Genomic DNA, 14378 nt, shown 5'->3' with positions numbered 1-14378 from the left:
TTTCCGGTGAGGGTACGGGGGGTGAACTCAATGTGTCCATACGGTGCATCCCGTGTACTTCCTGGGCTCCGGCGAGCCAGTTCGGCTCTCAGTGGGTTTCTGTTAACTTTTCGTTGAGGCGCGGTTGGGCTGCAACTAGAAATTGCTTCCTAGCGTCTTGGACGTGCCACCAAGTACAACGAAGCCCACGCGGATCGCAGTACTCGCGGACTCCGACACCCGCTGGAAATGGGGTGCGCTCACCGCGAGCCGTATCGCTCCGGGCCCGTCCATGGAAGCCGGACCGCAAGGCGAGACGCAAGTTGCGCACGCCCTGGACGGATTCCTGCTGCGCGGACGGGCCACGCCGACCCCCCGCCAGCTGGCCGAGGTGGGCGTCCACGCCGACTCGCTGCGCGAGGTCACGGCCGTCGAGTTCCTGCGGGCGATGGCGCAGGAGTCGTACGACGTCCTGGTCCTCTCCCTGGTCGGCGGCGGCGTGCAGGCGATGCTGCACGGTCTGGCGCACGTGTGGGAGGGCCGCGAGAAGCGACCCGTCGTGGTCACCGGCTACGTCGGCGTCGTCTACGAGAAGCTCGCCGACGGTCTGCTGCTGCGGCACGGCGCGGACCTCGTCCTCGCCAACTCGCGCCAGGACGCCGAGCGCTTCCGCGCCGTCTTCGACGGGGTCGGCGCCGACTCCTCCGCGGTCACCGAGGTGGCGCTGCCGTTCCTCGGTGGCGCCAAGTACACCGGCGGGCCCGACACCTCCGCGCAGGACAGGCCCTACACGGTCGTCTTCGCCGCCCAGCCGTCCGTGCCGGACAGCCGCAAGGACCGCACCTACCTGCTGGACCGCCTCGTCCAGCACGCCCGGCTGCACCCCGAGCGGGAAGTGCTGCTCAAGCTGCGCTCCAAGCCGGGCGAGCACACCACCCACATCGAGGAACTGCCGTACCAGAAGCTGGCGCAGCGGCACGGTGAGCTGCCGCCCAACTTCCAGCTGGTGTACGGCAACATGGGCGAGGTCCTGGACCGCACCGACCTGCTGGTCACCGTCAGCTCGACGGCCGCGCTGGAGTCGCTGCACCGCCGGATCCCCACCGTCGTCCTGACCGACCTCGGTGTGCGCGAGGTGCTCGGCAACCACCACTTCGTCGGCTCCGGCTGCCTCGCTTCCTGGGACCAGCTAGACGCGGGGCACCGGCCCGAACCCGACGCCGACTGGGTGGACCGGCAGGGCGTCGCGGCCGGGGGCTCCTCCTCCGGGGCGGGCTCCTACGAGACGGCCTTCGACGCGGCCCGCGAGCGGATCACCAAGCTGCTCGGCCGGCCCGGCGGCCTGCCGCCCCTGACGCCGTACTACACGCCCGCGACCGCCCCCGGCTATCTGCCGGGCATCCTCGCCCGCCACCACCTCGGCCCGGACGGCAGCCCGCTGCCCGGCGCCCCCGCCCACGACAAGGAGCCGGGCCCGGTCCGGCAGATCGTGCGCCGCGCCGCACGCGGCGCCTACCGGCACGGCGTCCAGCGGGTCGCGCCCGTCATCCGGCGGATGGGTGAGCTGTGAGCCACGGGACCCCACCTCACGCACGTCAAGGAGTACAGCCAATGTCCAACCCGGAAGCGGGCCAGGGCGCTTCGGTGCGCCGGGTGCTCGCGGTGATCCCCGCCCGCGGCGGCTCCAAGGGCGTACCCGCGAAGAACCTCGCGCCCGTCGGCGGTGTGCCGCTGGTGGCGCGTGCCGTGCGCGAGTGCGTCGCCAGCCGCCTGGTGACGGACGTCGTGGTCTCCACCGACGACCAGGCCATCGCGGCCGCCGCCCGCTCGGCCGGCGCCGAGGTCGTGCTGCGTCCGGCCGCCATCGCGGGTGACACCGCCACCTCCGAGGCCGCCGTGCTGCACGCCATGGACGCCCACGAGGCGCTGCACGGCGCCACCGTGGACGCCGTCCTGCTCGTGCAGTGCACCAGCCCCTTCCTGATCCGCGAGGACATCGACGGGGTGGCCGGCGCGGTCGTCGAGAACGGCGCCGACACGGCCGTCACCGTCGCGCCCTTCCACGGCTTCATCTGGCGCGACGCGGATGTCGAGGCGGAGGCCGACGACGTCGCCACCGCGGCCGACTCCCGCAGCTCCGGCGGCGGCTACGGCGTCAACCACGACAAGTCCTTCCGCCCGCGCCGCCAGGACCGCCCCCAGGACCTGCTGGAGACCGGCGCCGCCTACGCGATGGACGCGGCCGGCTTCCGTGAGCACCGGCACCGCTTCTTCGGCCGCACCGAGCTGGTGCGCACCGACCCCGCGCGGGTGCTGGAGGTCGACGACCCGCACGACCTCGCCCGCGCCCGGGCGCTGGCCCCGCTGTTCGACGCGGACCGCCCCGGCGCCCTGCCGACCGCCGGCGACGTCGACGCGGTCGTACTCGACTTCGACGGCACCCAGACGGACGACCGGGTGCTGATCGACGCCGATGGACGGGAGTTCGTCTCCGTGCACCGCGGAGACGGCCTCGGCATCGCGGCCCTGCGGCGCAGCGGCCTGTCGATGCTGATCCTGTCCTCGGAGCAGAACCCGGTCGTCGCCGCCCGTGCCCGGAAGCTGAAGATCCCGGTGCTGCACGGCATCGACCGCAAGGACCTCGCGCTCAAGCAGTGGTGCGAGGAGCAGGGCATCGCGCCGGAGCGCGTGCTCTACGTCGGCAACGACGTCAACGACCTGCCGTGCTTCGCCCTCGTCGGCTGGCCGGTAGCGGTCGCGAGCGCCCACGACGTGGTACGCGGCGCCGCACGCGCGGTCACCACCGTCCCCGGTGGCGTCGGCGCGATCCGAGAGATCGCCGGCTGGATCCTCGGACCCTCTCTCGACTCTCTCGACCCCTCCACCAAGTAAGGAATGTTCCTGCCATGAGCACCAACTCCCGCCTGCGCACGTTCGGTTCGAAGACGGCCGGCCCCGGCCGGCCCGTGTACATCACCGGCGAGATCGGCATCAACCACAACGGTGACCTGGAGAACGCCTTCAAGCTGATCGACGTGGCCGCCGAGGCGGGCTGCGACGCGGTCAAGTTCCAGAAGCGCACGCCGGAGATCTGCACCCCGCGCGACCAGTGGGACATCGAGCGCGACACCCCCTGGGGCCGGATGACCTACATCGACTACCGCCACCGCGTGGAGTTCGGCGAGGACGAGTACCGCCGGATCGACGAGCACTGCAAGGAGAAGGGGATCGCCTGGTTCGCCTCCCCGTGGGACACCGAGGCCGTCGCCTTCCTGGAGAAGTTCGACGTCCCCGCCCACAAGGTCGCCTCCGCGTCCCTGACCGACGACGAGCTGCTGCGGGCGCTGCGCGCCACCGGCCGCACGGTCATCCTCTCCACGGGCATGTCCACCCCGAAGCAGATCCGCCACGCGGTCGAGGTCCTCGGCTCGGACAACATCCTGCTCTGCCACGCCACGTCGACCTACCCGGCCAAGGCCGAGGAGCTCAACCTGCGCGTGATCAACACCCTCCAGCAGGAGTACCCGAACGTCCCGATCGGTTACTCCGGCCACGAGACGGGCCTGCAGACCACCCTCGCCGCGGTCGCCCTCGGCGCCACCTTCGTCGAGCGTCACATCACCCTGGACCGCGCCATGTGGGGCTCCGACCAGGCCGCCTCCGTCGAGCCCCAGGGCCTGTCCCGCCTGGTGCGCGACATCCGCACCATCGAGGCCTCCCTCGGTGACGGCGTCAAGCAGGTCTACGAGTCGGAGCTCGGCCCGATGAAGAAGCTGCGCCGCGTCCAGGGCGTCGTCGCCGAGGCCGAGATCGCCGCGGCCGCGGGCGAGCCGGTCCAGGTCTGACGCGCGGGGCCGACGGGCCCGCCACGCCTACAACTCCCACAACGCCTTACGACGGGACGGTCGTACGCCGATGAGCCCCCGCGCCGGGAATGCCGGCCCTCATACTCTCGCCTTCGTCGAGAGTCCGGTACAGCTCCTGAACGTGCTGGAGTGGGCGCATGTCCACGCACCCGGTGCGGGGCTCACGCTCGTGGTCCTGTCCCCGCTCGATCCGATGACCCGCGGCCAGCTGCGGCGGATGGCGGAACTGGCGCGTGAGGAGGGCTACACCGTCCGGTGGGAGGAGGCGCGCGGCGGCGCGTCGGCGCCCTTCCAGACGATCGGCGGGCTCGTCGGCCCGCTGTGCCGCGCGGAACGGATCGTCATGGGCGATCCGTTCTCGCGCTATGTGCAACTGCTGCTGAGCATCACACGCGCCCGCGACCTGGTGGTCGTGGACGACGGCACGGCGACCATGGAGTTCGTCACCCAGCTGGCCCGCGGCGAACGCCTGGTCCGCTGGCACCGCCGGGGCAGCCGCCGCCGCCCCCGCGATCTGATCTTCGCCCCGGTGTCGTCCGCCGCCCGGCGCCGTCTGACGCCGGGCGCGGACCGCCGGGTCGAGGTGTTCTCCTCGATGCCGATCGACGAGGCGCCGGGCGGGGTGACGGTCACCGCGAACGACTTCGCCTGGACCCGCGCCCGCTTCGGCCCGCCCCGGATCTCCAAGGGCGCCGACATGGTCGGCACCTCGCTGGTCGAGACGGGGGTCGTGGACAACGAGCGGTACCTCGACGCCGTACGGTCCCTGGCCAAGAAGCACGGGGCCCGCCGCTACTTCGCCCACCGCCGCGAGAGCACCGACAAGCTCCACCGGCTCGCGGTGGAGACGGGCCTGGAGATCGTCCGGCCCGACCTCCCCCTGGAGCTGATCGCGCGCCGCGGCCCGGTCGGCCGCACCATCCTCAGCTTCCCGTCCACGGTCGTCCACACCCTCCCGCTGGCCTTGGCCGGCACGGACGTCCGCGTGGCGGTCTGCGACATCGACCCCGAATGGCTCACCCGGACCGCCTCGCCCCGCGCCCAGGGCTTCCTGGACGGGGTGACGGGGACGGCACGGGACGTGCACCGACTGTCGGCGGTACAGGCCGTGTAGGGCCGGCGGACGGGGGCCCGGGTTGCCACCTCGCCCCCGACGCCCGGGCCCGCGCCCTCCGCGCCCGCCCGGCACCGCCCCGGGCGCCCCGGGCCGCCCGGCTCGCGGGCCGGCAGGAACGCCCGCGCCAGGGTCTCCTCCTCCTGCGGCTCGCGCAGGTCCCGGGCCCGGACGGCGAGGTCCGCCTCGGTCAGCAGGTCGGCCACCCTTTCGGGTGTACGCATGTAGGAGTGCAGGTCGACGGCGTGCCCGTAGCGCTCCGTCAGGTGCCGGTGGTCCTCGGTGTCGCCGGACCGGAACGCGAGCAGGACATGGCCGCCCGGCCGCGGCACGCGGTGGAACTCGGCGAACACGTCCGGCAGGTGCCCGTCCGGCACATGGACGACCGAGTACAGCGCGAGGACCCCGGCCAGGCTGTCGTCCGGCAGGTCCAGCCGGGTCATCGAACCGACGTGGAAGCGCGGGCCGGAATGATCACGCCCGGCCGGCTCGACCGTCCGCGGGGCCACGTCCACCCCTACGAGGCTCAGTACGAGGCTCGGGTGGCCGCCAGGAAGGGGGTCTCCGGATCCGTCGCGGGCACGCACGCCACCCGGGCGGGGTGTTCCGCAGGGGTCCGACAGGTGAACGGAAGCGCGCGGGTGGGGCCGGGCGTGGTATGCGTGGAGAAAGGGGTGACACCCGTGATCGGGGCGTCCGGGCAAAACCGGCGAGTTTACCCACCCGACTCGATACCTATGCGTCCGACGGCCAGATTTTCTTCCCCTAACGGGCTGAAGTTTTGTTGATCTCGCGTCAGTTGGCCGCCCGGGCGTCCTACCCTTCAGAGGGTGAAGCAACTGATGTCACTGGAGTCCGACGCCGATCGCCCCGGGGACGCGGCCCTGCCCGGCAAACTGCCGGAGGCGCTGCGCACCGAACTCGTCGCGTTCCGCCGCGACCTGCACATGCACCCCGAGCTGGGCAACCAGGAGTTCCGTACGACCGCGGCGATCAAGGCGCGGCTGGAGAAGGCCGGCCTGAAGCCGCGGGTCCTCCCGGTCGGGACGGGGCTCGTATGTGACGTCGGAGCCGACGGCGGCCAGTGGCGCGGCGGGACCCCCATGCTGGCCTTCCGCGCGGACATCGACGCCCTGCCCATCCCGGACGCCAAGACCGGATGCCCCTACCGGTCGACCGTGCCCGACCGGGCGCACGCCTGCGGGCACGACGTGCACACGACCGTGGCGCTGGGCGCCGGGCTCGTCCTGGCCGAGCTGCACCAGCGGGGCCTGCTGCCGCGGCCCGTACGGCTGGTCTTCCAGCCGGCCGAGGAGGTGCTGCCCGGCGGCGCCGCCGACGCCATCGACTGCGGGGTGCTCGACGGCGTGGAGCGGATCATCGCCGTGCACTGCGACCCCAGGGTCGACGCCGGGCGGATCGGGCTGCGCCACGGCCCCATCACGTCGGCCTGCGACCGGCTGGAGATCGCCCTGGACGGCCCCGGCGGGCACACCGCCCGGCCGCATCTGACGACCGACCTCGTCACGGCCGTCGCCCGGGTGGTCACCGATGTGCCCGCGCTGGTCGCCCGGCGCGTCGACACCCGCAGCGGACTCGCCGTGACCTGGGGGCGGATCGAGTCGGGACACGCGCCGAACGTCATCCCGCAGCACGCCGAGCTGTCCGGCACCGTGCGCTGCCTGGACCTCGACACCTGGCGGCAGGCGCCCGACATCGTGCACGCGGCGATCGACGAGGTCGCCAACCTGCACCGCGCCAAGTCGGAGATCAACTACGTGCGGGGTGTCCCCCCGGTGGTCAACGAGTCCGACACCACCGAGCTGCTGCGCGAGGCGATGACCGCGCGGCGCGGGGCCGAGTCGGTCGAGGTCACCGACCAGAGCCTGGGCGGCGAGGACTTCTCCTGGTACCTGGAGCACGTGCCGGGCGCCATGGCCCGGCTGGGCGTGCGCAGCCCCGGTGAGCGCACCGTGCGCGATCTGCACCAGGGCGACTTCGACGTGGACGAGTCCGCGATCACCGTCGGCGTGGAGCTGTTCACCGCCGCGGCACTGGTCGGCATGCCGTAGGGCCCGCGAGGCCGCCGCGCGGGCGGCGGCGCGCATCGACCGGACGGGACCCGGCGAGCGGCGGGCCGCTGCGCCCCGGAGACCCCGGGTTGCGGCCCGTCCGCACCGGCGGCAGCCTGGTGCGCGTGGTGAGCACCCATGCGCTTCACGGCGCCCGGATCGCCCCAGGCGCGCACCGTTCGCGGCGATGGTTCACAGGGACGTTACCGGCCATCGGCACGAATGGATAACGGCCACGCAGAACCCCGTTCCCAGGAGTGTCTACGCGCGTTAATGTGCGCCGAACCGAGCACCCACTGCGGGGCTTTGGAGAATGGGGAACTTCAGATGCGTCAGATATCCAAACTGACCCGCGTCGCGGTGGGGGTCGCGTCGGTCGCGCTCGCCGCCACGGCCTGCGGTGGTACCAGCACTGACAGTGGCAACGAGACGAAGCCCAAGGAGGACCTGGGCCTCGCCATCGCCTACGACATCGGCGGCAAGGGCGACCAGTCCTTCAACGACGCGGCGTACGCCGGTCTGGAGAAGGCCGAGGGCGAGTTCGGCTACAAGACCGCCGACATCGAGCCCACCGAGGGCGAGACGGACGCCGACAAGGAGCAGCGGCTGGCCTCGCTGGCCAAGCAGGGCTACAACCCGGTGATCGGCGTCGGCTTCGCCTACGGCCCCGCGATGGAGGCCGTGGCCAAGAAGTACCCGAAGACCACCTTCGGCATCGTCGACTCCGTCGTCGAGGGCGGCAACGTGGCCTCCCTGGTCTTCGCCGAGGAGCAGGCCTCCTACCTCGCCGGTGTCGCCGCCGCCAAGGCCACGAAGTCGAACACCGTGGGCTTCATCGGCGGTGTGGACATCCCGCTGATCCACAAGTTCGAGGCCGGCTACAAGCAGGGTGTCGAGGACACCAGCGACGGCAAGGTCAAGGTCGTCTCGCAGTACCTGACGCAGACCGCGGAGGAGGGCGGCTTCTCCAGCCCCGACAAGGGCAAGGCCGCCGCCGAGGGCCAGATCGAGAAGAAGGCCGACGTCGTCTACCAGGCGGCCGGTCTGTCCGGTCAGGGCGTCATCGAGGCCGCCGCCAAGGCCAAGGTCTGGGCGATCGGCGTCGACTCCGACCAGTACCAGCAGGAAGCCCTCGCGGGGTACAAGGACTACATCCTCACCTCCGCCCTCAAGGACGTCGGCGGAGCGGTGTACGCCCTGTCCAAGTCCGTCGAGGACGGCAAGCCGCTCACCGGCACCCAGGTCTTCGACCTGAAGGTCAACGGCGTCGGCCTGGCCGAGAGCAACCCGAAGTTCGCGGAGATCGCCGGTCTCCAGGACGAGGTGAACAAGGCCAAGGAAGAGATCATCGCCGGGACCATCAAGGTCGACACCGAGTGATCTGCCGTTCCCACTGAACGGTCCGGCCCGTCTCGGGGTCGACGCGGGCGGGCGCCCTCAGGCGCCCGCCCGCGTCGCGTCGGGCGGTCCCGTGTCACGCAGCGCCACTCCGTCTTTGCGGTCGGCAAGGCTGTGACCTGGTGTGAGGAGACATTGGCCACGGGCGGATAACAAGGTGGACAGAAGGGGTTTTCAGGCAGGTCTACGCGCGTTAATCTGCGGCGAAGCCAGCGCCGAAGCCGAACCGTGCGGCGCTTGTACGACAGGAGCACCACACATGCGCCGGGTTTCCCGCATAGCGGTCGCAGGCGCAGCGACCGCGTCCCTCGCCCTCGCTCTGTCCGCCTGTGGCGGCACCTCGACCGAAAGCAGTTCGTCCTCGGAGTCGAAGGGCGACAAGGGTCTCGCCATCGCCTACGACATCGGCGGCAAGGGCGACCAGTCCTTCAACGACGCCGCGTACGCGGGCCTGGAGCAGGCGGAGAAGGAGTTCGGCTACGACACGGCCGACATCGAGCCCACCGAGGGTGAGACCGACGCCGACAAGATCCAGCGTCTGTCGTCGCTGGCGAAGCAGGGCTACAACCCCGTCGTCGGCGTCGGCTACGCGTACGCGCCGGCCGTGAAGGAGGTCGCGGCGAAGTACCCCGACACCACCTTCGGCATCGTCGACGACTCCCAGGTCGAGGCCGACAACGTGGCGGACCTGGTCTTCTCCGAGGAGCAGGCCTCCTACCTCGCCGGTGTCGCCGCCGCCAAGAGCACGAAGTCCGACGTCGTCGGCTTCGTCGGCGGCGTGGACATCCCGCTGATCCACAAGTTCCAGGCGGGCTTCGAGCAGGGCGTCAAGGACACCGACCCCAAGGTCAAGGTCCTGTCGCAGTACCTGACGCAGACCGCGGAGGAGGGCGGCTTCTCCAGCCCCGACAAGGGCAAGACCGCCGCCGAGGGCCAGATCGAGAAGAAGGCCGACATCGTGTACGCGGCGGCCGGTCTGTCCGGTCAGGGCGTCATCGAGGCCGCCGCCGCGAACAAGGTGTGGGCGATCGGTGTGGACTCCGACCAGTACGCGCAGGAAGCTCTCGCCAAGTACAAGGAATCCATCCTCACCTCGGCCACCAAGGACGTGGCCAAGGCGGTGTACAACCTTGCGAAGTCGGTCGAGGACGGCAAGCCCGAGACCGGTATCGTCAGGGGCGATCTGAAGACCGGTGAGGTCGGACTCGCGGACTCCAACCCGAAGTTCGCGGACGACGCGGAACTCCAGGAAGCCATCGAGACGGCCAAGGAAAAGATCATCAGCGGCGAGATCAAGGTCAAGAGCAGCTGAAACAGCAGGACTCCGAGCAGTCAGTAACCGCGGGGTTACGTCCGCTCAACGGGGTACGGGGAGGGTGCCTCCCTGTACCCCGTTGTCACGGTGCGTCGCCCCTTCGCATGCCGTAGGGGCGCTACGCGCGTAGACGACCCCCGTCCCCAGGAGAGTGCGCCATAAACGCGTCCAGCAGCCCTCCGGCCGGAGCGGCGGTCAACGGTCAGGCGACCGCCGTCGAACTCGCCGGGATCACCAAGCGTTTCCCGGGCGTCGTGGCCAACCACGACATCCACCTCACCGTCCGCAAGGGCACCGTGCACGCCCTCGTCGGCGAGAACGGCGCCGGCAAGTCGACCCTGATGAAGATCCTCTACGGCATGCAGAAGCCGGACGAGGGCACCATCGCGGTCAACGGCGAGCAGGTCACCTTCCACAGCCCTGCCGACGCCATCGCCCGCGGCATCGGCATGGTGCACCAGCACTTCATGCTGGCCGACAACCTCACCGTGCTGGAGAACGTGGCGCTGGGCAGCGAGAAGCTGTACGGCATCGGCGCCGGCGCCCGCCGCCGGATCAAGGAGCTCTCCGAGCGCTACGGCCTCGACGTGCGCCCCGACGTCCTGGTCGAGGAGCTCGGTGTCGCCGCCCGCCAGCGCGTGGAGATCCTCAAGGTCCTCTACCGCGGCGCCACCACGCTGATCCTGGACGAGCCGACGGCCGTCCTCGTGCCGCAGGAGGTCGACGCGCTCTTCGACAACCTGCGGGAGCTCAAGGCCGAGGGCCTGTCGGTCATCTTCATCTCGCACAAGCTGGGCGAGGTGCTGTCCGTCGCCGACGAGATCACCGTCATCCGCCGCGGCACGACGGTCGGCACGGCAGTCCCGGCCGAGACCACCCCGCGCCAGCTCGCCGAGATGATGGTCGGCAGCGAACTGCCCACCCCGGAGACCGCCGAGTCCACGGTCACCGACCGTCCCGTGATCACGGTGGACCGCCTGCGCCTGGAGGCGGCCGGCGGCAAGGCGCTGCTGGACGACATCAGCTTCACCATCCACGCCGGTGAGGTCCTGGGCATCGCCGGTGTCGAGGGCAACGGCCAGACCGAGCTGGTCGACGCGCTGATCGGTCTGCGGCACGCCGACTCCGGCACGATCGCCCTCGCCGACGAGGAGATCACCGGCTGGGCCACCCGCAAGCGCCGCGAGCAGGGCATCGGCTACATCCCCGAGGACCGGCACCGCCACGGCCTGCTGCTGGAGGCCCCCCTCTGGGAGAACCGCATCCTCGGCCACGTCACCGAGCGCCCCAACGCCAAGGGCGTATGGCTCGATCCGAAGGCCGCGCAGGAGGACACGCGCCGCATCGTCGAGGCGTACGACGTCCGCACCCCCGGTATCGACGTCACCGCGGCCTCGCTGTCCGGCGGCAACCAGCAGAAGCTGATCGTCGGCCGCGAGATGAGCCACAAGCCGCGCTTCCTGATCGCCGCCCACCCGACCCGGGGTGTGGACGTCGGCGCGCAGGCCGCGATCTGGGACCACATCCGCGAGGCCCGCCGCGAGGGCCTGGCCGTACTGCTGATCTCCGCCGACCTGGACGAGCTGATCGGTCTGTCGGACACCCTGCGGGTGATCTACAACGGCAGGCTCGTCGCCGACGCCGACCCGGCCACGATCACCCCGGAGGAGCTGGGCTCCGCCATGACGGGTGCCGCGACCGGCCACCTGGAACACGAAGAGATCCCCGACACCCCGGCAGACGCCCCCGAGATCCGCAAGTCTCCCGAGTCTCCGGAAGACGAGGCCCGCTGATGAAGAAGTTCGACAAGGAGCGCCTGCTCCTCGCGGTGGCCGGACCGGTCATCGCGCTCGCCGTGGCCTTCGTGCTGAGCGCGATCGTGCTGGTCGCCTCCGGCAAGAACCCGGTCGAGCCGTTCGCCCTGATGTTCGAACAGCTCGGTTTCTCCGACATCCAGGTCCTGATCATCAACCAGGCCTCGCTGTACTACGTCGCGGCGCTCGCGGTGGCCATCGGCTTCCGGATGAACCTGTTCAACATCGGTGTCGACGGGCAGTACCAGCTCGCCGCCATGATGGCCGCCGTCGTCGGCGCCCACATGAACCTGCCGGCCGTGGTCCAGGTCCCGCTGCTGATCCTGACCGCGCTGCTCACCGGCGCCTTCTGGTCCGGTATCGCCGGTGTCCTGAAGGTCACCCGCGGTGTCAGCGAGGTGGTCGCGACGATCATGCTCAACGCGATCGCCACCTCCGTCATCGCCTACCTGTGGCTGCCGAACGTCTTCGGCGTCAAGGTCGGCAACAACAACACCACCGGCGAGATGCACGAGTCCGGCTGGGTGCCCGGCATCGACATGGGCGCGGCCGGCGAGATCTACGGCCTGGTCGTCCTCGCGATCCTGCTCGGCATCGGCTACTGGGTCACCCTCAACCGCACCCGCTTCGGCTTCGACCTGCGCGCCTCCGGCGCCTCGGAGACCGCCGCCGCGGCCAGCGGTGTGGACCCCAAGCGCATGGTGCTGACCGCCATGCTCCTCTCCGGCGCGATCGCCGGTCTCGCGGGTCTGCCGATCCTGCTCGGCGACACCCACACGTACAGCCTGAACTTCCCCACCGGCATCGGCTTCCTCGGCATCGGCATCGCGCTGCTCGGCCGGAACAGCCCCGTCGGCATCGCGTTCGCCGCCCTGCTGTGGGCCTGGCTCGACAAGGCTTCGCCCGAGCTGGACTTCCACGGCTACGACAAGGAGATCGCGGTCATCATGCAGGGCCTGATCGTCCTCTCGGTCGTCGTCTCCTACGAGGCCGTCCGTGAGTGGGGCCAGCGTCGCCAGCAGCGCCGGGTCGGCGCCGAGCTGGCCGCCGGTCACGTCCTCGGCGCCACCAACAACACGAAGGAGGTGGCTGGCCGATGACCGCCCCGCAGACCTCAGCCCTCGACGTCAACCAGCCCACGCTGCGCCCCGTGGCGCCGACCGGCCGCCGGATGTCGTGGCCCGTCCTGCTGCTGGTCATCGCCGGAGCCCTGGCGCTGACCTCGCTCGTCCGCATCATCACGGGCGCGGACGGCATCACCAACGTCAGCCAGATGTCCACCGCGCTCCAGCTCGCCGTGCCGATCGGCCTCGCCGGTCTCGGCGGTCTGTGGGCCGAACGCGCGGGCGTCATCAACATCGGCCTCGAGGGCATGATGATCCTCGGCACCTGGTTCGGTGCCTGGGCCGGATTCCAGTGGGGCCCGTGGACGGGTGTCCTGGTCGGCATCCTCGGCGGCGCGATCGGCGGTCTGCTGCACGCCTTCGTGACGGTCACCTTCAACGTCAACCACATCGTCTCCGGTGTGGCGATCAACATCCTCGCCCTCGGCGCCACCCGCTACCTCGCGCCCCTCGCCTTCGAGGGCCACGCGGGCGGCTCGGCCAAGCAGTCCCCGGCGGTGGACTCCCTCGGCCACTTCACCGTGCCAGGGCTCGCCGACGGGCTCAGGGACCTCAACGACAAGGGCTGGTTCCTGATCTCCGACATCGCGGGCCTGCTCGGCGGTCTGGTCACCAATGTCTCCTGGCTGACCCTGATCGCCATCGCGCTGGTCCCCGCCACCTGGTGGATCCTGTGGCGCACCGCGTTCGGCCTGCGCCTGCGCTCCTGCGGCGAGAACCCGGTCGCCGCCGAGTCCCTCGGCGTCAACGTCTACAAGTACAAGTACCTGGCCGTGATCATCTCCGGTGGTCTGGCGGGCCTGGGCGGCGCGTTCCTGTCCATCGTGGCCAACCCGTTCTACCTGGAGGGCCAGGTCAGCGGCCGCGGTTACATCGGCCTCGCGGCGATGATCTTCGGCAACTGGATGCCCGGCGGCCTCGCCATCGGCGCCGGCCTGTTCGGCTACACCGACAGCCTCAACCTGCGCGGCGGCTCGGAGAACGTCCACGCGCTGCTGCTGCTCGGCGCCCTGCTGCTGATCATCGGCGCGATCTGGCTGGCGATCCGCAAGAAGTACGTCCAGGCTGTGATCACCGTGGTCGTCGGCGCGCTGATGTTCGCCTGGTACGCCGGCACCAACGAGGTGCCCAACCAGGTCGTCTCCGCCACTCCGTACGTCATCACGCTGGTCGTCCTCGCGCTCTCCGCGCAACGGCTGCGGGTGCCGAAGGCGGACGGCCTGCCGTACCGGAAGGGACAAGGGAAGTGACCCCGCCGGCCGACGTCGACTGGGCGGCGCTGCGCGAGGTGGCCCGCGAGGCGATGACCCACGCGTACGCCCCCTACTCGGGCTACCCGGTCGGCGTCGCCGCCCTGGTCGACGACGGCCGCACCGTCTCCGGCTGCAACGTCGAGAACGCCTCCTACGGCCTCGGCCTGTGCGCCGAGTGCGGGCTGGTCTCGGAGCTGCAGCGCAGCGGAGGCGGCCGTCTGACGCACTTCACCTGTGTGGACGGCAGGGGCGAGATCCTCGTCCCGTGCGGCCGCTGCCGGCAGCTGCTCCACGAGTTCGGCGGCCCGGACCTGCTGCTGGAGACCCCGGAGGGCGTCCTGCCGCTGTCGCGGATGCTGCCGCAGGCTTTCGGCCCCGGCCACCTCTCCTCGTAACTCCCGTACGGCCCCTGGGACCCGGTTCCCAGGGGCCGTACACCTCGC

11 protein-coding genes and 1 pseudogene are annotated in these 14378 nt (G+C 70.8%); 11 read left to right on the top strand and 1 reads right to left on the bottom strand.

What is annotated here, in order from left to right:
• The first annotated feature begins 163 nt into the window (after positions 1-163).
• The 4 genes from DN051_RS16000 to DN051_RS46505 all read left to right on the top strand — a co-directional run bounded on the left by DN051_RS16000 (position 164) and on the right by DN051_RS46505 (position 4959).
• A complete protein-coding gene (locus DN051_RS16000; RefSeq protein WP_112442299.1) occupies positions 164-1549 on the top strand; it encodes a DUF6716 putative glycosyltransferase in 1386 nt (461 codons plus the stop codon).
• A 41-nt stretch (positions 1550-1590) separates the two neighbouring features.
• Positions 1591-2871, top strand: a complete 1281-nt coding sequence (locus DN051_RS15995; RefSeq protein ID WP_053760104.1) for an acylneuraminate cytidylyltransferase — start codon at positions 1591-1593, stop codon at positions 2869-2871.
• 14 nt (positions 2872-2885) lie between these two features.
• Entirely contained in the window at positions 2886-3824 is a 939-nt protein-coding gene (locus tag DN051_RS15990; protein ID WP_053760105.1) for an N-acetylneuraminate synthase family protein, read from the top strand.
• Positions 3825-3894: 70 nt separating this feature from the next.
• The gene (locus tag DN051_RS46505) at positions 3895-4959 is read left to right on the top strand and encodes a hypothetical protein (RefSeq protein ID WP_053760106.1); all 1065 of its coding nucleotides are present in this window, start codon (positions 3895-3897) and stop codon (positions 4957-4959) included.
• Between the two features lie 365 nt (positions 4960-5324).
• Here the strand turns inward: DN051_RS46505 and DN051_RS46500 are convergent.
• Positions 5325-5468 (bottom strand): annotated as a pseudogene (locus DN051_RS46500) (SAM-dependent methyltransferase); the annotation flags it as partial.
• Between the two features lie 333 nt (positions 5469-5801).
• Here DN051_RS46500 and DN051_RS15975 point away from each other — a divergent pair.
• The 7 genes from DN051_RS15975 (at position 5802) to DN051_RS15945 (ending at position 14330) form a co-directional block, all read left to right on the top strand.
• Positions 5802-7031 (top strand): M20 family metallopeptidase, encoded by a 1230-nt coding sequence (locus DN051_RS15975; RefSeq protein ID WP_053760108.1) that lies wholly within the window; start codon positions 5802-5804, stop codon positions 7029-7031.
• A 327-nt stretch (positions 7032-7358) separates the two neighbouring features.
• On the top strand, positions 7359-8411 hold the full coding sequence (locus tag DN051_RS15970; RefSeq protein WP_112438949.1) for a BMP family lipoprotein: 1053 nt from the start codon (positions 7359-7361) through the stop codon (positions 8409-8411).
• 277 nt (positions 8412-8688) lie between these two features.
• Positions 8689-9741, top strand: a complete 1053-nt coding sequence (locus DN051_RS15965) for a BMP family lipoprotein (RefSeq protein WP_053760110.1) — start codon at positions 8689-8691, stop codon at positions 9739-9741.
• Between the two features lie 161 nt (positions 9742-9902).
• Positions 9903-11537, top strand: coding sequence for an ABC transporter ATP-binding protein (locus DN051_RS15960; RefSeq protein WP_112438948.1), 1635 nt, complete (start codon positions 9903-9905; stop codon positions 11535-11537).
• Complete coding sequence (locus DN051_RS15955) at positions 11537-12658, top strand: ABC transporter permease (protein ID WP_053760112.1); 1122 nt, start codon at positions 11537-11539, stop codon at positions 12656-12658. Before DN051_RS15960 ends, DN051_RS15955 begins: the two co-directional genes overlap by 1 nt.
• Complete coding sequence (locus DN051_RS15950) at positions 12655-13932, top strand: ABC transporter permease (protein ID WP_053760113.1); 1278 nt, start codon at positions 12655-12657, stop codon at positions 13930-13932. Before DN051_RS15955 ends, DN051_RS15950 begins: the two co-directional genes overlap by 4 nt.
• The gene (locus DN051_RS15945) at positions 13929-14330 is read left to right on the top strand and encodes a cytidine deaminase (RefSeq protein ID WP_112438947.1); all 402 of its coding nucleotides are present in this window, start codon (positions 13929-13931) and stop codon (positions 14328-14330) included. Before DN051_RS15950 ends, DN051_RS15945 begins: the two co-directional genes overlap by 4 nt.
• Positions 14331-14378 lie beyond the last annotated feature (48 nt).

The sequence above is a fragment of the Streptomyces cadmiisoli genome (assembly GCF_003261055.1).
GTDB lineage: Bacteria > Actinomycetota > Actinomycetes > Streptomycetales > Streptomycetaceae > Streptomyces > Streptomyces cadmiisoli.
Note: the sequence above shows the minus strand (reverse complement) of the source record. Positions and strands in the feature narration are given on the sequence as shown.

Coding starts and splice junctions, on each gene's coding strand:
- DN051_RS15970 (WP_112438949.1), top strand. CDS start 7,359: ATGCGTCAGATATCCAAACTGACCCGCGTCGCGGTGGGGGTCGCGTCG.
- DN051_RS46505 (WP_053760106.1), top strand. CDS start 3,895: ATGAGCCCCCGCGCCGGGAATGCCGGCCCTCATACTCTCGCCTTCGTC.
- DN051_RS15965 (WP_053760110.1), top strand. CDS start 8,689: ATGCGCCGGGTTTCCCGCATAGCGGTCGCAGGCGCAGCGACCGCGTCC.
- DN051_RS15995 (WP_053760104.1), top strand. CDS start 1,591: ATGTCCAACCCGGAAGCGGGCCAGGGCGCTTCGGTGCGCCGGGTGCTC.
- DN051_RS15955 (WP_053760112.1), top strand. CDS start 11,537: ATGAAGAAGTTCGACAAGGAGCGCCTGCTCCTCGCGGTGGCCGGACCG.
- DN051_RS15990 (WP_053760105.1), top strand. CDS start 2,886: ATGAGCACCAACTCCCGCCTGCGCACGTTCGGTTCGAAGACGGCCGGC.
- DN051_RS15950 (WP_053760113.1), top strand. CDS start 12,655: ATGACCGCCCCGCAGACCTCAGCCCTCGACGTCAACCAGCCCACGCTG.
- DN051_RS15975 (WP_053760108.1), top strand. CDS start 5,802: ATGTCACTGGAGTCCGACGCCGATCGCCCCGGGGACGCGGCCCTGCCC.